At 41.1% G+C, this 21,607-nt stretch carries 17 protein-coding genes; 9 read left to right on the forward strand and 8 right to left on the reverse strand.

What is annotated here, in order from left to right; all coding sequences use genetic code 11:
* Positions 1-5 precede the first annotated feature (5 nt).
* A complete protein-coding gene (locus E0H82_RS12555; protein ID WP_131265103.1) occupies positions 6-1,031 on the forward strand; it encodes a class I SAM-dependent methyltransferase in 1,026 nt (341 codons plus the stop codon).
* Between the two features lie 9 nt (positions 1,032-1,040).
* Positions 1,041-2,504, forward strand: coding sequence for an amino acid permease (locus E0H82_RS12560; protein WP_131265104.1), 1,464 nt, complete (start codon positions 1,041-1,043; stop codon positions 2,502-2,504).
* Between the two features lie 381 nt (positions 2,505-2,885).
* Here the strand turns inward: E0H82_RS12560 and E0H82_RS12565 are convergent, their stop codons facing one another.
* Positions 2,886-3,572: a YggS family pyridoxal phosphate-dependent enzyme gene (locus E0H82_RS12565; protein ID WP_131265105.1), complete on the reverse strand. Its 687-nt coding sequence runs from the start codon at positions 3,570-3,572 to the stop codon at positions 2,886-2,888.
* A gap of 123 nt (positions 3,573-3,695) precedes the next feature.
* Here E0H82_RS12565 and E0H82_RS12570 point away from each other — a divergent pair, with 123 nt between their 5' ends.
* A complete protein-coding gene (locus E0H82_RS12570; RefSeq protein ID WP_131265106.1) occupies positions 3,696-4,733 on the forward strand; it encodes a type IV pilus twitching motility protein PilT in 1,038 nt (345 codons plus the stop codon).
* Positions 4,734-4,762: 29 nt separating this feature from the next.
* Positions 4,763-5,881: a PilT/PilU family type 4a pilus ATPase gene (locus E0H82_RS12575; RefSeq protein WP_131265107.1), complete on the forward strand. Its 1,119-nt coding sequence runs from the start codon at positions 4,763-4,765 to the stop codon at positions 5,879-5,881.
* Between the two features lie 148 nt (positions 5,882-6,029).
* On the opposite strand, the gene omp38 is transcribed toward E0H82_RS12575, so the two are convergent.
* Positions 6,030-7,046 (reverse strand): outer membrane protein Omp38, encoded by a 1,017-nt coding sequence (omp38, locus tag E0H82_RS12580; protein WP_016165376.1) that lies wholly within the window; start codon positions 7,044-7,046, stop codon positions 6,030-6,032.
* A 376-nt stretch (positions 7,047-7,422) separates the two neighbouring features.
* Between omp38 and E0H82_RS12585 the strand changes: the two genes are divergently transcribed.
* From E0H82_RS12585 to E0H82_RS12595, 3 genes are all read left to right on the forward strand, one after another.
* Positions 7,423-7,941, forward strand: a complete 519-nt coding sequence (locus E0H82_RS12585; protein ID WP_131265108.1) for a GspH/FimT family pseudopilin — start codon at positions 7,423-7,425, stop codon at positions 7,939-7,941.
* 101 nt (positions 7,942-8,042) lie between these two features.
* Complete coding sequence (locus tag E0H82_RS12590; RefSeq protein ID WP_131265109.1) at positions 8,043-9,218, forward strand: thiolase family protein; 1,176 nt, start codon at positions 8,043-8,045, stop codon at positions 9,216-9,218.
* A 141-nt stretch (positions 9,219-9,359) separates the two neighbouring features.
* Entirely contained in the window at positions 9,360-9,800 is a 441-nt protein-coding gene (locus tag E0H82_RS12595) for a VOC family protein (protein ID WP_131265110.1), read from the forward strand.
* 50 nt (positions 9,801-9,850) lie between these two features.
* On the opposite strand, the gene E0H82_RS12600 is transcribed toward E0H82_RS12595, so the two are convergent.
* The 6 genes from E0H82_RS12600 to E0H82_RS12625 form a co-directional block, all read right to left on the reverse strand.
* Positions 9,851-11,275 (reverse strand): hypothetical protein, encoded by a 1,425-nt coding sequence (locus tag E0H82_RS12600; protein WP_131265111.1) that lies wholly within the window; start codon positions 11,273-11,275, stop codon positions 9,851-9,853.
* Positions 11,276-11,384: 109 nt separating this feature from the next.
* The gene (locus E0H82_RS12605; protein ID WP_131265112.1) at positions 11,385-11,870 is read right to left on the reverse strand and encodes a DUF934 domain-containing protein; all 486 of its coding nucleotides are present in this window, start codon (positions 11,868-11,870) and stop codon (positions 11,385-11,387) included.
* A complete protein-coding gene (locus E0H82_RS12610) occupies positions 11,863-13,506 on the reverse strand; it encodes a nitrite/sulfite reductase (protein WP_131265113.1) in 1,644 nt (547 codons plus the stop codon). Before E0H82_RS12610 ends, E0H82_RS12605 begins: the two co-directional genes overlap by 8 nt.
* Before the next feature lie 285 nt (positions 13,507-13,791).
* Positions 13,792-16,182 carry a glucose/quinate/shikimate family membrane-bound PQQ-dependent dehydrogenase gene (locus E0H82_RS12615; protein WP_131265114.1) on the reverse strand — a complete coding sequence of 797 codons (2,391 nt, stop codon included), beginning with the start codon at positions 16,180-16,182 and terminating at the stop codon, positions 13,792-13,794.
* A gap of 131 nt (positions 16,183-16,313) precedes the next feature.
* Positions 16,314-17,555, reverse strand: a complete 1,242-nt coding sequence (locus tag E0H82_RS12620) for a carbohydrate porin (RefSeq protein ID WP_131265115.1) — start codon at positions 17,553-17,555, stop codon at positions 16,314-16,316.
* Positions 17,556-17,681: 126 nt separating this feature from the next.
* A complete protein-coding gene (locus E0H82_RS12625; protein WP_131265116.1) occupies positions 17,682-18,800 on the reverse strand; it encodes a CaiB/BaiF CoA transferase family protein in 1,119 nt (372 codons plus the stop codon).
* A 210-nt stretch (positions 18,801-19,010) separates the two neighbouring features.
* Here E0H82_RS12625 and E0H82_RS12630 point away from each other — a divergent pair, with 210 nt between their 5' ends.
* Together E0H82_RS12630 and E0H82_RS12635 are read left to right on the forward strand one after the other, a co-directional pair.
* Complete coding sequence (locus E0H82_RS12630) at positions 19,011-20,021, forward strand: AraC family transcriptional regulator (protein WP_116759984.1); 1,011 nt, start codon at positions 19,011-19,013, stop codon at positions 20,019-20,021.
* A 222-nt stretch (positions 20,022-20,243) separates the two neighbouring features.
* Positions 20,244-21,449, forward strand: a complete 1,206-nt coding sequence (locus tag E0H82_RS12635; RefSeq protein ID WP_131265117.1) for an acetyl-CoA C-acetyltransferase — start codon at positions 20,244-20,246, stop codon at positions 21,447-21,449.
* Positions 21,450-21,607: the final 158 nt, after the last annotated feature.

Below are 21,607 nucleotides of genomic sequence, written 5' to 3' on the forward strand. Positions count from 1 at the left end.
ATAAGATGGATCCACGAAGTGAAGTTATTCTTCGCCAGCAAACGTTTCTTTCTGGTTCAGTTCTGTTGGTCAATGCACCGTGTGATGAATTGAGTTCAGAACTCGCAGGGACAGTCGAAACCCATTTTTGGACTTGGAATTTTAACGAATTACAATATTTTGAAGCCCAACAAAGCCCTGTACATTTTGGCACCGATTTGCCAGAAGCAGGTTTTGAACAAGCTATCGTCTTTGTGCCAAAATCAAAAGAACTACTCAACTACGTCCTATACCAACTGGTCGGTCGTATGGCCGTAGGTTCTTCCATCTTTTTAGTTGGTGAAAAAAAAGGTGGAGTGGAACGTGCAGCAAAGCAACTACAACCTTTTGGCAAAAGCCTCAAATTAGACAGTGCTCGACATTGTCAAATGTGGCAATTGGTCACCGAAAAGACCGTAACTGCAAAACCTTTGGCCGATTGGGCACAACATTACACGGTGCCAACTCCTAAAGGTGAATTACAGATTTGTGCATTACCCGGTGTGTTTAGCCAAAACCGCCTAGACGTGGGTACCGCCGTGTTATTACCTCACCTTTCACAAGTCACCTCTGGCAAAATTGCAGACTTTGGCTGTGGTGCCGGTGTGATCAGCGCCTATTTAGCCAAATTGAATCCGAAAAACCGTATTTTTTCTTTAGATGTCGATGCCTTTGCACTCGCCTCTACCAAAATGACCTTTGAAAGAAATAATCTTTTACCAGAACAACTTGAGATTAAAGCAGTCCGTGGAATTGAGGATGCACCTCTCTTTTTGCACGCAATCGTCAGTAATCCCCCATTCCATCAAGGCATTCATACAGATTACAATGCCAGCGAAAATTTATGCAAAACTTCCCGCCGTCATCTGAAATCAGATGGCGAATTGTGGATTGTTGCCAATCGCTTTTTGAATTACCCATTACTTATTGAGCAAAGTTTTGGTCAATGTACAACCAAAGCCGATCAACAAGGCTTTAAAGTGCTGTTTGCTAGCGCACAAAAGAAATCTTAAGGAACAACGATGAGCGAAACGACTCAACCAGCTCAACTCAAGCGTAAGCTTGGAGCTCGTCATCTGAATATGATCGCCATTGGTGGTTCTATTGGTACAGGTTTATTCCTTGCCTCAGGTGCAACCATTGCAAATGCTGGCCCAGGCGGTGCATTGTTAGCCTACTGCTTAATTGGTGTGATGATTTACTTTCTCATGACCAGTCTAGGTGAACTTGCGACCCACAACCCAACATCAGGTGCCTTTTTCACTTACGGCACCAAGTATGTTGAAGGCGGTTTTGGTTTTGCACTTGGCTGGAACTATTGGTACAACTGGGCCATTACGGTTGCATTTGAATTGGTTGCTGTCCAATTTATTATGAAATTCTGGTTCCCAGATATACCCGGTTTTTACTGGAGTGCCCTGTTCTTAGCTGTTGTTTTCGGGATCAATGCCCTCACAGTGAAAGGCTTTGGTGAAAGCGAGTTCTTCTTCTCATTGGTTAAAGTCTTTGCCATTATTGTGTTTATCATCATTGGTATCTTCATGATTGCTAAAATCATGATGACGCCTGGTGTCGCAACATTCGCAAACTGGTCCAAAGGCGAAGCACCCTTTGTTGGGGGGCTATCTGCACTGATTGGTGTAGCCATGATTGCAGGATTCTCGTTCCAAGGTACAGAAATGGTTGGGGTTGCAGCAGGTGAATCTAAAGACCCGCAAAAAACCATTCCAATTGCGATCAAGCAAATCTTTTGGCGTATCTTGTTATTTTACGTGGTGTGTATTTTTATTATCGGTACACTCATTTCCTATGATGATCCATTGCTTCTACAAGCTGCTTCATCTGAAAATATTGCGCTTTCTCCTTTTACCTTACTCTATGAAAAAGCAGGTTTTGCCTTTGCTGCGAGTGCAATGAATGCCGTGATTTTAACTGCGATTCTTTCAGCAGGTAACTCGGGCATGTATACCTCAACCCGTATGCTGTTTAACATGGCACAGAATGGCAGTGCGCCTAAAGTCTTTGGCAAACTCGACCCACGTGGCGTGCCAATGAATGCACTGTTTGCAACCACAGCAATTGCTGCACTCTGCTTCTTAACCACCTTTATTGGTGAAGAGCAAGTATTTAACTGGCTACTGAATATGTCAGGCATGTGCGGTTTTATTGTTTGGTTAGGCATTGCAGTTTCGCACTATCGCTTCCGTAAAGGCTATATTGCTCAAGGACATAAAATCCAAGACCTCGCCTATCGTGCAAAATTCTTCCCCTTTGCACCGTGGTTTGCATTTATTCTCTGTTCAATTGTGGTCCTTGGTCAGAACTACCAAGCCGTACTCCATGGTGAATGGCTATCGGTTTTATCCACCTATATTGGGATTTTCTTATTCCTGGTGATTTGGCTCGGCTATAAATGGAAATACAAAACCAAGTTGATTTCTTATCAAGAAATGGATGTTAGCCCCATGAATGTAGAGCGAGAATAATTTTCTCTTTAAAAAACAGCCTTCGGGCTGTTTTTTATTTCTTCAATTTCCTGCACAAAATCAGCTTCAATTGCATACAAACTCAAGCTTACATAATCGCAGTCGAAGCAGATGAATTCTAGAGTTTTCCAATCAGATAATCAAAATATAAAACCGCATATTTCAAACTAAAAAGCCCCGACTTCCTGTCGGGGCTTTATTAGATTCTTGCTGCGGTATAACTCCTGTCGTACCGTTTTGCATCCGTTCTACACTATTATTGTTATTGTAAAGAAACGTCCTGTTCCTGATGAATCCATCATATAAATAAATCATTAGGATTACGAGACGCTATAAGGATCAAATGCTGTCAGCCAAAACCTACAAAAAAACCACCTACGTCTATTTCGAATAATCTCGCGCACCAAATAATGCTGTGCCAATCCGTACCATGGTTGATCCTGCCGCAATCGCAGCATCCAAATCTGCTGACATGCCCATACTTAATGTATCCCAATCTTCAGGATGTGCATGGAGTGTTTTCACCTGATTAAACAGCGTATTGGCATCCCATAATGCGGCTGTATTATGTGGTGCAGGAATGACCATAATGCCACGAAGTCTTAAATGCGGAAGTTGGCTCAGCTTTTGTACCAGTTCAGCAACTTCTTCTGGCTGACAGCCATCTTTACTGTCTTGCCCATCAATATTGACTTGCAAGCAAATATTCAAAGGTGGCTGAGTTGCTAAACGTTGACTCGATAAACGCTCAGCAATAATTAAACGATCAACCCCATGTACCCAAGCAAATTTTTCCGCCAAATGTTTGGTCTTGTTACGCTGCACATGCCCAATAAAATGCCACTCAATCTCTAGATCAGCCAAAGTCTCAATTTTTTCAAGAGCTTCTTGCAAGTAATTTTCACCAAACTTGCGCTGTCCTGTTGCATACATCTCACGCAATGCCTCGCTTGGATGAGTTTTCGATACCGCAAGCAATTGCACAGTTTCTGCCTGACGTCCTGCCTGTTGACACGCAGCCTCAATTTGTCCTAAAACTTGATTTCGCGATTCTTTCAAACTATTCATTGACGATATTCTCATTTCATTCATCTTTTTTTACGTTCAAGCGACTCTAACTGTTGGTTAAGCGGCAGGAAAGCCTTATTATTCTATCAAAATAATTAAGATTTATATGATCTCGGGGAATTCATGGACATTACAGAATTATTGGCTTTTTCTGCAAAAAACGGGGCTTCTGACTTACACTTATCTGCGGGTATGCCACCAATGATTCGCGTAGATGGTGAAGTACGTCGCATTAACTTACCAGCTTTAGAACATAAAGAAGTACACAAACTAGTGTACGACATTATGAATGACAAACAACGTCGTGACTTTGAAGAACAATTGGAAACTGACTTTTCCTTCGAAGTTCCAAGCATCGCACGTTTCCGTGTGAACGCATTTAACCAAAACCGCGGCGCTGGCGCAGTATTCCGTACCATTCCTTCAAAAGTTCTCACCATGGATGACTTAGGATTAGGACAAACATTTAAAGAGCTTTGTGAATTACCACGTGGTTTAGTTTTAGTCACAGGCCCAACAGGTTCAGGTAAATCGACCACGTTAGCAGCAATGATTGACTATATTAACGACCAGCGTTATGACCATATTTTAACCGTTGAAGATCCAATCGAATTTGTACACCAATCAAAAAAATGCCTGATTAACCAACGTGAAGTGCATCGTGATACGCATGGCTTTAACGAAGCATTACGTTCTGCACTCCGTGAAGATCCAGACATTATTTTGGTTGGTGAGATGCGTGACCTTGAAACCATTCGCCTGGCCCTAACTGCGGCAGAAACAGGTCACTTGGTTTTCGGTACACTGCATACCACTTCTGCGGCCAAAACCATTGACCGTGTGATTGATGTATTCCCCGCTGAAGAAAAAGATATGGTTCGTGCCATGCTGTCTGAATCATTACAAGCGGTTATCTCACAAACACTCTTAAAGAAAAATGGCGGTGGCCGTGTCGCCGCACATGAAATCATGATTGGTATCCCTGCTATTCGTAACCTAATTCGTGAGAATAAAGTTGCACAAATGTACTCTGCGATCCAAACAGGTGCTAACTATGGTATGTCTACCTTAGACCAAAGCCTTAAAACCCTGGTATCTAAAGGTATCATTAGTCCACAAACAGCACGTACTGTTGCCAAACAACCAGAATCATTCTTATAAGAATATCAAAACGGAATTAGGATAAGGCTATGGACTTTAACGACTTACTCAATCTCATGATTCAACAAAAAGCATCTGACCTTTTCGTCACCGCTGACGTTGAACCATCTATGAAAATTAACGGTCAAATTATTCCTGTTGCGAAAACCAAATTAACAGGTGAAATTGTTGGTCAACTCTTAAATTCAATTATGAGTGATAAGCAACGCAAAGAATTCGCCGAAACACGCGAATGCAACTTTGCGATTATGAATCGTGATAAAACAGCACGTTTCCGTGTCAGTGCCTTTCAACAACGTGACCAACCTGGCATGGTGTTACGTCGTATTGAAACTCAAATTCCAACAATGGATGAACTCAAGCTTCCTCCAGTACTCAAAGATTTAGCCATGACCAAACGTGGCATCATTATCTTTGTTGGTGCAACAGGTACTGGTAAATCAACATCGTTGGCTTCAATTATTGGCTTTCGTAATCACAATTCGAAAGGTCATATCATTACCATTGAAGACCCGATCGAATTTATTCACGAACATGCGGGGTGTATTATCACTCAACGTGAAGTGGGGATCGATACGGATTCCTTTGAAATTGCATTGAAGAATACTTTGCGTCAAGCACCCGATGTGATTCTGATTGGTGAGATTCGTTCACGTGAGACCATGGACTATGCGATTGCCTTTGCTGAAACAGGGCATTTAGTCTTTGCCACACTACATGCCAACAATGCCAACCAAGCCATTGACCGTATTATCCACTTCTTCGAAGCAGACCGTCATGGTCAATTGTTTATGGACTTATCCTTAAACCTAAAAGCCATGGTAGCGCAACAACTCATTCCAACCATTGATGGTAATTCACGCCGTGCGGCAATTGAGATTTTAATTAACTCACCTTTAATTTCTGATTTAATTCGAAAAGGTGATATTCATGAAATTAAAGATCTAATGAAGCGCTCACGTGAACTCGGTATGCAAACCTTTGACCAAGCACTTTATGATTTGTATAAAGCCAAGCAAATCACCTATAAAGATGCATTGAAACACGCCGATTCACCAAATGATTTACGCTTACAAATCAAACTCTCTGAAGAAGGTGCTGATCGCTTAATGAATGCAAGCTCACATATTACCTTTGATGGTCAGTAAATAAATACAGATTCAAGATTGAAGATTGAAGATTGAAGAAAAACGAGCCAATAGGCTCGTTTTTTAATGCAAAATAAATGCTTTATTTTTTAATGGCAAAGAAAAAGCAGCCTTAAGGCTGCTTTCTCATATCAAAATCAATAATTAATTATTGAGCTTGACCAGGTTGTACTGTAACAGTACGGCTACCAGTGATTGTCGCGAATACACGACGGTTCATAGCACGACCTTCTTTAGTTTTGTTGTCAGCAATCGGTTGATCCCAAGCAAAGCCTTGAGTAGACAAACGAGATGCATCTACATTGTATTCATTTACAAGAGCAGATTTAACAGAGTTAGCACGAGCTAAAGATAAACGTTCGTTCAATGCACGTGGACCAGTGTTATCTGTGTGACCTTCGATGCGAGCAGTAGCGTTTGGATATTCAACTAACTTCTCAGCAACTTTAGCAATTTCTGGCTTGTATTGATCTTTGATGTTTGATTTATTCGTATCAAAGAACACACGAAGTTCCATGTTAAGGTCTTCAGTCAATTGCTCAGGAACTGGCTCAACTGGAGTAACTGGTTCAACTTCTACTACTGGTGCAGCAGGTTTCAAGTGACCACCAAGAACAACGTTAAGACCAGCTAAAGCTGTGTAGTTCCAGAACTTTTCATCAAAGTCATAAGTACCACGAGCTTCAGTACGAAGAGACAATGCATCGTTTAAGCGCCAGAAAGCACCTAGACCAGCATTACCAATTGTATCTTCTTTGTCTTCGTAAATGCCATCAAAGTCAGTTTTAGTCTGACCAGCACCTAAAAGTACGTATGGCTTGATTTTGCTGTCATAGTTTTTAGTGAACAAATCAGAAGTAGCATAGAAGTTACCAGCTACAGTGCGTTGTTTGTATTCAGCACCCTGTACGCCAGTACCGTCAAGATCACCCTTAACTTGGTTATATTCAGCTTCAAAGCCTAACCATGGAGTTAACTCAACACCTAATGCAGCACCAACGAACATATCGTCTTGTAATTCTGCATGGCTAGTTAGTTTGTCATTATTATGCTCAGAATCCTGCCAAGTATAACCGAGCATTAAAGGAGTAATGGTTACACCAGCATTAGCAGCAGCTAAAGGTGCAGCAACGAGCATCGCTAAAGCAATACGACTCATTTTCATGGATTTATCCTCCAGAGATAAACAATTGTTGTTCAAGCTAAGCCTAAAATTTTAGCTATCCTGAGATAGGCTTTTTTAAATACCCCAGTTTTATTTTTAAGCTACTCACCTTGAATAATACAAACACTTAATTCGTTTGTCCAAGTGTTTGATAATTTTAATCAAGTAAATTATTGACAAAATTACTTACAATTTCAGTTGTAGTTCAGTAAATTTATAATCTCTTGCTTTTTAAGAATAGCTTATTCTCACTTGCGCTTCACTATAGCATTTTCTTATTCGCTGAGAAACACATTTTTCATTATAAAATGAATAAAAAACAAGACATTAATATTCATTATTAACTTAAAAAATACAGGTACTTAGGTTATTTTATATGCACCTCAATAAATATATGGCTTATACATTAGTAGAACTTGCCATTACAATATTAGTTTTGTCAATACTTGTTACGCTCGCTTTACCTTATTACCACGAAATGAAAGCAAATCAAGAACGTAGAATAATTTTTAGACAAGTTGTAGGTAGTATACAACTCGCAAAACAGCGTGCTGCGATACATCATACCAATGTTGTAATGTGCTCTTCACAAGACATGCAAAACTGTAAAGAAGCGATGTGGGAACAGGGCTTTATTTTATTTCTCGATTCCAATCAAAATAGACAGCTAGATTTGAATGAAACCGTAATTACCCAAGAACGTACGGACTTGTCCTACGGCACATTAAACTGGCGTGGCACCTTACACTTCCCTAGCCTTAATTTTATGGCTGAACACGGTCTGCCCATAGGCTCAAACGGCAGTTTCTATTACTGCTCATCAACTGTAAAACATATGAAGATTATCCTGAATAAAATGGGTCATTCACGTAGCATTGACCTCAGCAATTGTTGAAAACCAATGAGTCAACAGCAAAAGCAACATCTAATTTACAGTTTTCAATATACTGCATGAGATTGAACAATAACCAATTATACTCGTTCGGAGATATATCAATGACTGATATCGTGATTGTAAATGGCGCACGTACTGCAATGGGCGGTTTTCAAGGAAGTTTATCTGGTCTAACTGCACCAGAACTTGGTGCAACAACCATCAAAGAAGCGATTGCTCGTGCTGGCCTACAACCGACCGATGTAGAAGAAGTCATTATGGGCTGTGTTTTACCTGCTGGTCTGAAACAAGGACCTGCACGCCAAGCTATGCGTCAAGCGGGTTTACCAGATTCAACAGGTGCCGTTACAATCAATAAATTATGTGGTTCTGGCATGAAAGCTGTCATGCAAGCTGCCGATATGATTAAAGCGGGCTCTGCTGAAATCGTGGTTGCAGGTGGTATGGAGTCTATGACCAATGCACCGTATGTATTGACCAAAGCACGTGCAGGTTATCGTATGGGTCATGGTGAAGTTAAAGATCACATGTTCCTTGATGGTTTAGAAGATGCTGAAACTGGTCGTTTAATGGGCTCATTTGCACAAGATATGGCCAATACTCGTGGCTATACCCGTGAGCAAATGGACGCATTTGCAATTCGTTCATTACAACGTGCACAAACGGCGGTCAACGAAGGCTACTTTGCTGATGAAATTGTCCCTGTGACTGTTTCAACACGTAAAGGTGATGTTGTGATCGATAAAGATGAACAGCCTTTCAACGCCAACCTTGAAAAAATTCCTACATTACGTCCAGCATTTGCCAAAGACGGTACCATTACTGCTGCAAATGCCAGCTCAATTTCTGATGGTGCCTCTGCTTTAGTTTTAACTTCAGCGGACAATGCATCTGCAAAAGGTTTACAGCCATTGGCTAAAATCGTGGCTTATGCATCGAACTCTCAACACCCTTCTGAGTTTACGATTGCTCCTGTTGGTGCAATTGAGAAAGTGTTAAAGAAAACGGGTTGGGATGCTCAAGACGTTGACCTTTGGGAAATCAATGAAGCTTTTGCAATGGTGACCATGTGCCCAATGGATGACTTCAAACTTGATGCGGAAAAAGTGAACATTAATGGTGGTGCTTGTGCACTAGGTCACCCAGTCGGTTCAACAGGTTCACGTATTATCTTGACCCTCATTCACGCATTAAAGCGTACAGGCGGTAAAAAAGGGATTGCAGCTTTATGTATTGGTGGTGGTGAAGCAACGGCTGTTGCGATTGAGCTTCTCTAAATTTATATATTTTACCATCACTCATTGTGAAATAAAAAATCCTCCATTATGGGGGATTTTTTATGCTTACATTTTTTCATTATTCTTTTTTATATAGACTGTTAAATTAAAGCACTCAAAATAAAAATGGAACATATAACAATGCAACTCAACCATTATCTGAATTTCCAAGGTGAAGCCGAAGCTGCTTTTAATTTTTATAAGTCTGTGTTTGGTGGTGAATTTGCCATGCTAAAACGTTATGGTGAAATGCCCTCTGATGGAAAATCCCAACTCAGCGATGCCGAAAAAAATTATCTTCTGCATGTTTCCTTACCGATTAATGAATTTACAATCTTGATGGCCTCCGACACCACGGAACAATTTTGTGCAGCGAATAGCCCTTTTATCAAAGGCACCAATCACTACATTTCCATTAATTTAGAGAAGCACGAACAAGCTGAAGCACAACGTCTGTATGAAGCGCTCTCACAAAATGGGCAAATTGAAATGCCCTTGGAAAAGACCTTTTGGGGTGCACTCTATGCGGCATTTACCGATCAGTTTGGCGTGAAATGGATGGTGAATTGCCAAATTGAATAACAATAGATGAATCTTAAGGAAAACCTTATGAATCAATATCATGAGGTTTTTCAATCATTTTTAATGTTTAGCGTCTGTTCTAATATCTTTCGAACATTCTGCCCTTCGAATATTTTAGGATAACTGAGAATCATGTTGGGTAAGACCTGTTCCAAATACTGCTTTTGCCGTAGTGACCAATGCGGCGGATATACCTCATCATCTATACGCCAAAGCTGACGTTGCACATGTGTATCATAAATATTCTGTTCTTTTAACTCCCGAATGGAATTCCACTGTAAAGCATACCAATAAAGTTGCTCCCATCGATTATAACCATCTGCTAATTCTAAATGCAGCAATAACGGGATAGATTCGTCGAATAAAGCAACTACATTTTCAAGCTCAGTTAAACTTAATTTCTGATCTAAAAGTCTTTTAGCCTTCAAAAAACTATGTAATGTCAACTTTTGCTGAATGTTTTGATAATAATTAAGAAATTGCTCAAAATTAATGTATTTTCTTTTCAATGCAAATTTCATAATTGCCTGTGATATGACTTGATTATCCAAAGCATGAATCATCTTAATAAATTCAGCCAGTGAGCCTTGTCGAATCACCCATTGATAAGCTCTTAAGCGTAAAGACTTTTGAGATAAAAACTCAAACGGATGTTGTTGAAAATACTGATCAAAATTAAAATGCATTTGCCGTAATGCAAAATCAGCAAAGTCCATCACAGCCAAATAAGGACTATGCCAAACCTCAATTAAATCATTTACTGATAAAACATTTTTGTGCCATAAAGCATTAAACAGTGTGTACTGCACATCTTTTTGCTGGCTATTTTTTAATATAGATACCAACTGCTGTTCCGTACCTGTCCGCAATATATAATCTAACCAATGTTTTCGAACCAACTGATCATTGGACTGCCTGCACAGCTGTATCAATTCCTCCTCATCTAACCATTGGTATTCCACGGTAAATGCTAAAATAGCTCGAGGAAGACGACCTTGCGTTTGCGTTAAATTTTCCGTCAGATAAGGCTTATTTTGCCGAATACCCTCTAACAGCAAATGAAAAATTTCTGGATTAACCCGCAACCGTTTTTGCAATGCTGTAATTTCAAGAAAATATTGTACACATAACCCTGGATACTCTGGGCGTATTGACCAACGTTTTACATGTTCAATAGCTAATTTCTGGTTAATTTCAACATAGTCATTTAAACGCCATAGCAAATGGGGAAATAATTCTGATTCGAAACAATCTTTTAGATCTTGCAATACTTCTTGGCGAATATAACCATCGTAACTCCTTAATCGCAATAATGACTTTTCAAATTCAGATAGGTTTGACTCAACATAATAATGTTGATAATGACTACTATTCTTTAAATGATCTGAATCCAAAACAGCCACTTCTGCATTATTTTCTAGTTTGATAGGTTCAACTTTTTTGGAGGACAGCAGCTTTACTAAAAATTTCCACATCATTGATCTTTATCAGCTCTGATTTTTTAACACTAATAACATATTTTTATTTTCATACAGTAAAAAGCCCCCATTTGAGGAGGCTTTTTTAAGAATTTCACTTTACGGCTTAAGCCCCAGTTTGATAACTTGCCTGAGCAACTGCTGTAGAAGCTTGGTATGGATGGGTGAAGTCAGCTAAACCTGCAGCAGCTTCCTGAATATCTTTACCTTCTTTAATCACAAAAGTATCGAAACCAGAACGCTTCATATAGTTTAAGACATCCTTAAACACATCACCTGTTGCGCGTAATTCGCCTTGGAAACCTTGACGACGCAACAATGCAGCAAATGAATAACCACGACCATCATTGAAGCCTGCAAAATCAATAAAGATTGCATCTAATTGATTTAAAGGAAATTCATTCACTTCAGGAGAAGCATCCACTGTAATGAATAAAGCTTTTTTACCTGTAATATTGGCAAGTTGATCCAACTGATCAACAGTCAATACCACATCACCTTGCGGTAATACAGCATCTTCACCAATAAATTGGTAACTATTATCTGCAACTGTGCCATCTTTAGAGAGCACTTTTAGTGCGGTATTAAGCATAAGCACGCTCCTTAAATGGTTGAATGCCAACACGGCGATAAGTTTCAATAAACTCTTCACCTTCTTGACGTAAATCAAGATAAGTATTCAAAATTTCTTCAATAATGTCAGGTACAACTTCTGCTGCAAATGATGGCCCTAAGATGTCACCAATTGAAGCATCATGATCTGCATTACCACCCAAGGTAATTTGATAAAATTCAGCGCCTTTTTTATCGACACCTAAAATACCAATATTACCTACGTGGTGATGACCACAAGCATTCATACAGCCTGAAATGTTCAAGTCGATATGACCTAAATTGTAAACCGTATCTAAATCATCAAAACGACGTGAAATCGCTTCAGAAATTGGAATCGATTTCGCATTTGCCAATGAACAGAAGTCACCGCCTGGGCAGCAAATAATATCGGTAATAAAGCCGATATGCGCGCGCGCCAAGTCTTGTTGTTCAAGGGTTTTCCACAACTCAAACAAGTCTTTCTGAGGTACATCGACCAACGAAATGTTTTGTTCATGTGTAGTACGTAATTCACCAAAGGTATATTTGTCTGCAAGGTCTGCAATCAAATTCATCTCTTCAGTGGTCACGTCACCCGGTGCAATACCTGCACGTTTCAGCGAAATGGTCACTACACGGTAACCTGTCACTTTATGTGCATTGGTATTAATGTTGAACCATTGTTTAAACTTAGGATGTTCAGCAAATAATGCTGTGAAGTCTTCATCTGCCCATTGCTGATAAGCAAATGGAGTAAACTCTTCATCAAGTTTCGCTAAAGTTTCAGCATCTACTTTTAATGTTTGCACAGTGTGTGCAAATTCTGCTTCCACTTTTTCTGCAAACACTTGAGGCGTTAATGCTTTGACTAAAATTTTGATACGGGCTTTATATTTGTTGTCACGGCGACCGTGTAAGTTATACACACGAAGTACCGCTTCAAGATAAGCAATCAAATCTTCACGTGGCAACCATTCTTTGATGATTGAACCAATGATTGGTGTACGACCTAGACCGCCACCCACTTTGATTTTATAACCGATCTCGCCTGCCTCATTTTTCACGATATACACACCGATATCGTGGAATGAAGTTGCAGCACGATCCACTTCTTCTAAAGCAGACACCGCAATTTTGAACTTACGCGGTAAGAATGCAAATTCTGGGTGGAAGGTTGACCATTGACGAATCAATTCACACGTTGGACGTGGGTCAGCAACCTCACCCGCAACTACACCCGCATATTGGTCAGTTGTGGTGTTACGAATACAGTTACCTGAAGTTTGAATTGCATGCATCTGCACGGTTGCCAATTCGGCAAGCATGTCAGGCACATTTTCAAGTGCAGGCCAGTTAAACTGAATGTTTTGACGTGTTGACACGTGTGCATAACCACGGTCATATTCTTTCGCCAATTCCGCAACCTTGCGTAACTGCGTAGAGCTCATCAAACCATAAGGAACAGCAATACGTAACATCGGCGCATAGCGTTGTACGTATAAACCATTTTGGAGACGTAGCGGACGGTATTCATCTTCAGTGAGTTTACCCGCTAAATAACGTTCCGTTTGGTCACGGAACTGTGCAACACGTTCATTGATCAGTTGCTGATCAAAATCAGTATATAAATACATGGCGTACAGCTAGTAGTTTCATTATAACGGCTCACAGCATAACGATATTTAAAGTATCAACAAAACGCGTTTTTTACATATTTAATAGCGGTTTTATTGATAAGCCTTTTTTGTTTTTCTAAAAGATCGAATCTATAAGGCTTAAGCACTTTTTTAGCTGTTTTGGACTTTGTTCTTCTATCTATATCTTATTTATTGCTAACGCTAAAAATAGAACCGCCATGTTGCAATTCAGTCAGCAAAAAGCCTGACGAATCAGGCTTTTTTTATAAAAGTTATAGTCAATTATTGCAAAGCATAGGCCACCAAATAATCCCCCATCTTGGTGCCAAAGGAACCATGCCCACCAGCCATGATCACCACATATTGCTTACCATTGCTTTCATAGGTCATTGGTGTTGCCTGACCACCTGCGGGTAAGCGCCCTTCCCACAACTGCTCGCCATTGGTGACATTAAATGCACGAAGATAATTATCCTGCGTGCCAGCGACAAACATCACATTACCTGCGGTTGAAATTGGTCCACCCAAACCCGGTACTCCAATTTTTAAAGGTGGCAGTTGGAACAATTTCGGTAAACTGTCACGGATAGTCCCAATCCGCTTTTTCCAAACCACTTGATGGGTTTTTAAATCTACACCCGCCACATAGCCCCAAGCTGGTTGCTTACACGGCAAACCTAGTGGAGATAGGAACGCACTGATTTCCACACCATAAGGCACACCATACATTGGCTGTACCCCTTGTTCAGTCCCTGCACCTTTGGCAGTTTCTTTACGATTCGGATCTGCGGGAATTAAACGGCTGACAAAAGGCAATCCGATTGGATTCATGACAGCAACTTGACGATCTGCATTCACCGACATGCCCCCCCATTCAAATACGCCTAAATTCCCAGGAAAGACCAAAGTACCATTTTCTGAAGGTGGAGTATAAATACCGTCATAATTCAAACGGTGGAAATAGACCCGACAAACTAACTGATCAAACATGGTCGCACCCCACATGTCTTTATCTTTTAACTTGTCTTGAGGTGCCAGATTTAAATCAGAAAAGGGTTGGGTTGCCGAATAATGTTCGCCTTGGGTTTGTGGCCCGCGTTTCACTGTTTGAGGAACTGCACGCTCGTTTATAGGCACGATCGCTTTACCTGTACGACGGTCTAGTACAAAGACATTCCCTGTTTTGGTTAACACATAAATCGCTGGAACAGTTTTTCCAGTGGTATCTTGAATATCTGCCAAAGAAGGTTGCGCTGGCACGTCCATATCCCACAAATCATGATGCGTGGTTTGAAAATGCCAAACCAACTTGCCAGTACTGGCATTGATTGCCAACATCGAATTGGCATAACGCTCTTTTAGCTCAGTACGATCTCCACCCCAAATATCGGGGGTTCCCACCCCTGTTGGTACATATACGATATCCAATTTGGAGTCATACGCCAAAGGCGCCCATGCATTTGGCGAGTTATGCACGAAAGTGGTACTTTCATTCGGCATGGCATTAGGATTTTGTGCCCCTGTATCAAAGACCCAAAGCAATTCACCTGTATTCACATCATAGCCACGAATGACGCCAGAAGGTTCTTTGGAAGAGTAGTTATCCGTGACTGAACCCGCAATAACCACTGTTGTACCCGAAATAATCCCAGGTGATGTCGGGTTATAGCCCCCTGGATAGGCATAAGGCATAAATTTTTGTAAATTCACTTCGCCTTGCTCGCCAAAATCAGAACACACTTTGCCTGTATCGGCATTCACAGCCACCAAACGCCCATCATTCACAGGAACAATTACCTTACGTGGGCACTCAGCAGAAACCGATTTTCGATTTTGCAAGCTGGTCGCAAACTCGGCTGTATTATTGGCATCGTAATACATTACCCCACGACAGGTGAGATGTTGAAAGGTATGGTCGGCTTTCAATTTTGGATCAAAACGCCATTTTTCCTTGCCCGTTGCTGGGTCTAAGGCAATTAACCATTGGTGGGTGGTACACATATATAAGTTATTCCCGACCTTAATCGGTGTCACCTGATTGGTGGTTTCCCCTGAATCTTTATCTGTTTTGACATCACCTGTGCGGAACGTCCAAGCCACTTTCAGATTTTTTACATTTTGATCATTAATCTGCGTCAAAGGTGAATAACGTACCCCACCCTGAGTACGCCCATAAGCGGGCCAATCTTGTTTTGCAACACCTTCTATGGTTTGAGCAGATGCAGGTTGCGGTTGTTGAATGACGCCATTAATTTCTTGGGGATCATTAAAAATGGCATAGACCATAACTGCAATAGCGATCAACAACGTGCCTGAGAGGGCGATTTTACTGCCTTGGACTTGACTCATATTGCGAGTCACCGCAGGGATGAGCAACCATAAACCCAATACCCCTAAAATATCCAACCGAGGTGCAAGTGCCCAAAAATCAGTTCCAACCTCCCATACACTCCATAATATGGTTGCCAACATCAAAAAACTGTATAGCCATAAGGAGGAAACTTGACTCTTTTTAAGTAAGAAGGCTGATGCCAAAATTAGCAGACCTGCAATCACATAATAGATTGAACCACCAAGCAGAATGAGCCATAGACCACCAATTAATAGATAGGCAGCAATCACAAGCATCACAATAACGGTAAAGGTTCGCATCGCATTTGATGGGTTACTCATTCCATTCACCTCATTCACTTTATTATTTATCGCTAGCCCCGTAAAAACAGCTAGATTATTTTGTCGTTTGTTTCGCTATTCTTATTCGCATTTAAAGCATTGATCTAGGAAAGAGGGTTTCTCTGACACCGTTAAAATGCGGTTTGAAACTTAATCCCGCCAACCCAAACATTTTCTCCATTTTTGTCGGCACCCACATGTCGAATGTATTGAAGGTTTGGGCGAACCATTAACCAATTGCTTGCATGTAACCCGTAATACAGTTCGGTATTGTATTCTTCATCTTGCCCCGTATTTAAGTCATCATTTAGATGGATTCGAGCAAATCCCAAGGCAATTTCATCTTGCGGACGCATATCTAACACACCTGTATAGATCAAACCAATGTTTTGCATATTGTCGACATTGTTGGTTTTATCATCATGTACAGTGAGGTTTACAAACCCTGTAAGTCCGCGATGCGGATCTTGAGCGTGTTGTAGCAATTGTTGTTTTGCCACAATCCACATGCCTTGCTTATGCGATGTTTCATTCGGATTTTGAATTTCAACTGCATCGGCACTGCTGTAGTAATAACCCAGTCGATATTCTCCTGTTTTACTTTGCGTACCAATTTTGGGTTGCCAGACTACCTCTATAGGTACAATGACACCATCGGAACCCGAAGTGCTTAAATTAAAACCTTGACTACGCTTTAAATTCTCAGGGTTATATTCATATACCCCAATTTGGCTAAAGACTTCAGGGGAAACTTGATATTTCAGTCTGGCTGCCCATTGACTCACGGGCCAATTAAACCATTGATCCCCCACCCAATTACCAACTTGAGAACCACATAGAGCTAAATTCTGAAAGTCACAATCAAAACTATTAAAATCTTCCCCTTCGCCAAAGCGCCCGACTTTAAGATCCATCTGTTGATTGAAAAATTGTTTCTTAATCCAAAAATTGGTCAACCGCCACGTTTGCCCACGCCCCCAAACTTCTTGGGTTGAACTTAAATGCCCATTCAAAGCATCCGATGTTTGTGACAGCGAATGCCCGTTCCGTTCAGTAATAATGATTTGCGCTTCGGTGTCTTGCCAACCCAGTATTTTATCTAAATCAAAATGACTGCCTAACACAAACTGATCGGCATATTCAGTACCATGACTCGAATGCTTTTTTGCATCCAGTAAAGTGGCCATTTCTCCTGTATAACCCAAGTTAAAACTATATCCTTGAGTTTGTAATTCAGTTCGGGTGCCATTCCAATCCCCAAACATCCAAGGACTGTCGACAGCAAAAGCCGACTGGGCATTCGTCCATGAATTTACACTCAAACCTATTAAACACAGCGTGAACAATCCCCTTGAGATTCGGAGCTTTTGCATACCTGCAACCTTTTATAATTTTTTTATTTCTATCAGGTTACGCCTGTTTTTTAATGTTCAAATATTATCTTTTTGTCGTTTTTTGTTAAGCTATTGATATAGAATAAAACTTTATAAAAATACAGGCTACCACGTGCCTGTACCTAATGCTTGCCCCATAAAGTCATAGCGCATTGCTGAACGCGAAAATTTGATTGGACATGCCAACTGCGCTTGGGTCTCTGTGGAATGTTCATGCAATGGAACATGGACCACCCAATGCCGTTGTTGCGCCAAATCTGAATGCAAAGCTTCATCTAACTGTAAAACAGGTTCTACACAGACATCTTGAACCGAAAATAACTGCTGCCACTCCAACAAGGAGCGGGTTTTAATTTTTTCCTGTAAAGCGTGTTTGACCTCAAGACAATCTTCCGCAAGGAGCGAAGCCCCTTTCTCTAATAAAACTGGCAATTCTAACAACCGAGCCAAACCCGACATAAATTGTGGCTCTAAACTGCCAATTGAAAGATAACGCCCATCTTGAGTTTCATAGTAATCATAGAAGCTAGCACCATTTAAAATGCCTGATTCTGGCTGTTGTGTGATATTTCCTGCCAATGCGGCAGCGGCGGCCATACTGTTTAACGCCACTACACAATCGGTCATGGAAATATCAATATACTGCCCTTTTCCACTCTGATGACGCTCAATCACAGCCGTTAAAATGCCAATCACGGCATGTAACGAACCCCCTGCAATATCTGCAACTTGAATACCTAACGGCGGTGGTCCACTCTGAGTACGACCACTATGCCCCGCAATACCCGATAAGGCTAAATAGTTAATGTCATGCCCTGCCTTATCTTTATAACTTCCTGTTTGACCATAGCCAGTAATGGAACAATAAATCAGTCGCGGATTAATTTCTGCTAAAGTGGCATAGTCCAATCCCAGTCGTTGCATGACACCCGGGCGAAATTGCTCTACGACAATATCGTATTGGCTAATCTTTTCCTTAATCGCTGCAAGGTTCTGCGGATCTTTTAAATCCAGAGCCACAGATTGTTTATTTCGATTCAAATAAAGATGTGCGGTCGCTTGCCCATGTGCATAAGGTGGAAAAAGACGAATCAAGTCTGGTCGCGTTGGAGATTCCACATGAGTCACTTCCGCGCCCATATCCGCTAAATATAAAGTGGCAAATGGACCGGGTAACAATGTTGAAAAATCCAGTACTTTCAATCCCTGTAAAGCATGTTGCATGTTATTTTTACTCTTGAACTCTTGTATTTTCATGTATCTTAGAAAGATAAAATCAACAAAACAATGTCATGTTCAGCCATTTACCTTGATCATTTCGGCAATTTACCATGTAGAAAGGCAAATTTACCTATTGTAAATTGCCTATAAAAACTTTTTTAGCGTCATTTAGGTCATACGCAAGTGAATACAAAAGAGACTGAAGGATTTAACATGAGCCGCGATACAATCAGTATCCATTTTGTCAATGCGGCTTTGACTGGCGTAAAACGCCTCGGCATGGATGTCGAAACATTACTTTCGCACGTCGGAATAGAAGCCGAACTGTTACGTCAGCCTAAAGCTCGAATTTCTCCAGAACAATACACACGTTTTGTGAAAATGTTATGGATGGTGACTCAGGATGAGCATATTGGTTTCGATACCCAACCTCGTCGTTTGGGCACCTTTGCCATTATGTGCCAACTGATCATCCATGCAAAAACCTTAGGTGATGCACTTGAATTATCGACGCAATTTTATAAATTGTTCGGCGATGAATGGTGTGTTTCTTTAGAGCGTGATAAGCATGAAGCCCGCTTAGTCCCACTCATTCCAATTGGAATGGACCCAAATCATTTCATTACCGAAAGTATGTTGATGATTTGGCATGGTTTAGCCTCTTGGCTGATTGAACGTCGCCTCCCTTTAGAGCGCGTACATTTTGGCTACCCGCGCCCTGCCCATGCAGATGAATATGATGCCCTGTTTTTCGCTCCCGTGATGCAGTTTGACATGCCACGTACCGAAATCACCTTTGCGGCGGATTATTTAGATTTACCAATTCGTCAAAATGAAGAAACCTTAGAAGAATTCTTAAAAGCAGCGCCTGCACAGCTATTGGTTAAATTCAAAAACACCAATTCTCTCACCTCTCGTATTCGTGAAGTGTTGAAGAGCCAAATTGGTGAAGAAATGCCAACACTGAATGATGTAGCATCAATGTTATATCTTTCGCCACAAACTTTACGTCGTCGTTTGGCTGCGGAAGGTAAAAGCTACCAAGGCGTGAAAGATGCTTTACGTCGTGATGCCGCGATTCACTTATTACTCAATCCAAATTTAACTTTGGAAGATGTCGCACAGCAAGTCGGTTTCAGTGAAACCAGTACTTTCCACCGTGCATTTAAGAAATGGACGGGCGTAACCCCAGGGTTATACCGTCAACTACACGGTTATTTATAACCAACTCACTGATTTTCAGTTGATACCCAGATTCTACAGTCTGGGTTTTTTATGGCTTAAAAAGCGTCATCACAAGAATATCCTCGCCTATTTTCAAACCACTATCCCCCACCAACTGACCAAAACTATCATGCTGCCTATGTCACTCTTGTCATTGCGCTTCTGCAATTAAGCATTACACTCGAAAGCAAAAGTCATGAACAAAATACAAGGAATAACGAGATGAGCGAGGCTTACATTATTGATGCAATACGCACGCCACGCGGAAAAGGGAAAGAAGATGGCTCATTACATGAAGTAAAACCAATTACTTTACTCACAACATTATTGAATGAATTACAACAACGCCATCAACTCGACACCGAAAAAGTCGATGATATCGTCTTAGGCTGTGTTACACCGATTGGTGATCAAGGTGGCGATATTGCCAAAACTGCTGCGATAGCGGCTGGTTGGAATGATGATGTTGCCGGGGTTCAAATCAATCGTTTTTGTGCTTCAGGTCTAGAAGCAGTGAATTTAGCCGCACAAAAAGTCCGTTCAGGTTGGGAAGATGTGGTGGTTGCAGGTGGTGTGGAATCCATGTCACGCGTTCCAATGGGTTCTGATGGTGGACCTTGGGCACTGGATCCTGAAACAAACTTAAAATCTTCTTTTGTTCCACAAGGTATAGGTGCAGATTTAATTGCAACTCTAGATGGCTATAGCCGTGCAGATGTAGACGCCTTTGCAGTCGGTTCACAACAAAAAGCGGCAGCGGCTCAATCAAATGGTTATTTCAATCACTCAGTCGTACCAGTAAAAGATCATTCAGGGGTGATGATTTTAGAAAAAGATGAATTTATTAAAGCCAATACCACCGTTGAAGGCTTGGCAAAACTGAATGCCAGCTTTGAAATGATGGGACAAATGGGCTTCGATGCGGTTGCCTTACAAAAATATCCAGAAGCTCAAAAAATTAACCATGTGCATCATGCAGGTAACTCATCAGGTATCGTTGATGGTGCTGCGGTGGTATTGCTTGCTTCTGAAAAAGCGGTAAAAGAACAAGGTTTGAAACCACGTGCCAAGGTACTTGCAACCGCATTGGTCGGTACAGACCCAACCATTATGTTGACTGGTCCTGCTCCTGCTGCGCGCAAAGCTTTAGCCAAAGCAGGCTTAACCATTGATGATATTGACCTATTTGAAGTCAATGAAGCCTTTGCGGCAGTGGTCATGCGTTTTATTACTGAACTTAAAGTTCCTGCCGAGAAAGTCAATGTCAATGGCGGTGCAATTGCGATGGGACATCCATTGGGTGCAACAGGTGCCATGATTTTAGGCACGTTATTGGATGAATTAGAACGTCAAGGCAAGAAACGTGGTCTAGCAACCTTGTGTGTGGGCGGTGGTATGGGCATCGCTACCATTATCGAGTTGGTGTAAAGCACTCACCCCCCCCTGAAATATGAGACTCGGAAACGGCATTCGCAACCTGTAGAGCATCTACAATTTATTGTTTCTGCGATAAATTGTATAAATGAAAGAATTGAACAGGTTTTGCGAATGACAATGGTTTTGGCTACTTTTGCCGAATGAGAAAC

This window comes from Acinetobacter sp. ANC 4910, assembly GCF_004331035.1.
Taxonomy (GTDB): Bacteria; Pseudomonadota; Gammaproteobacteria; order Pseudomonadales; family Moraxellaceae; genus Acinetobacter.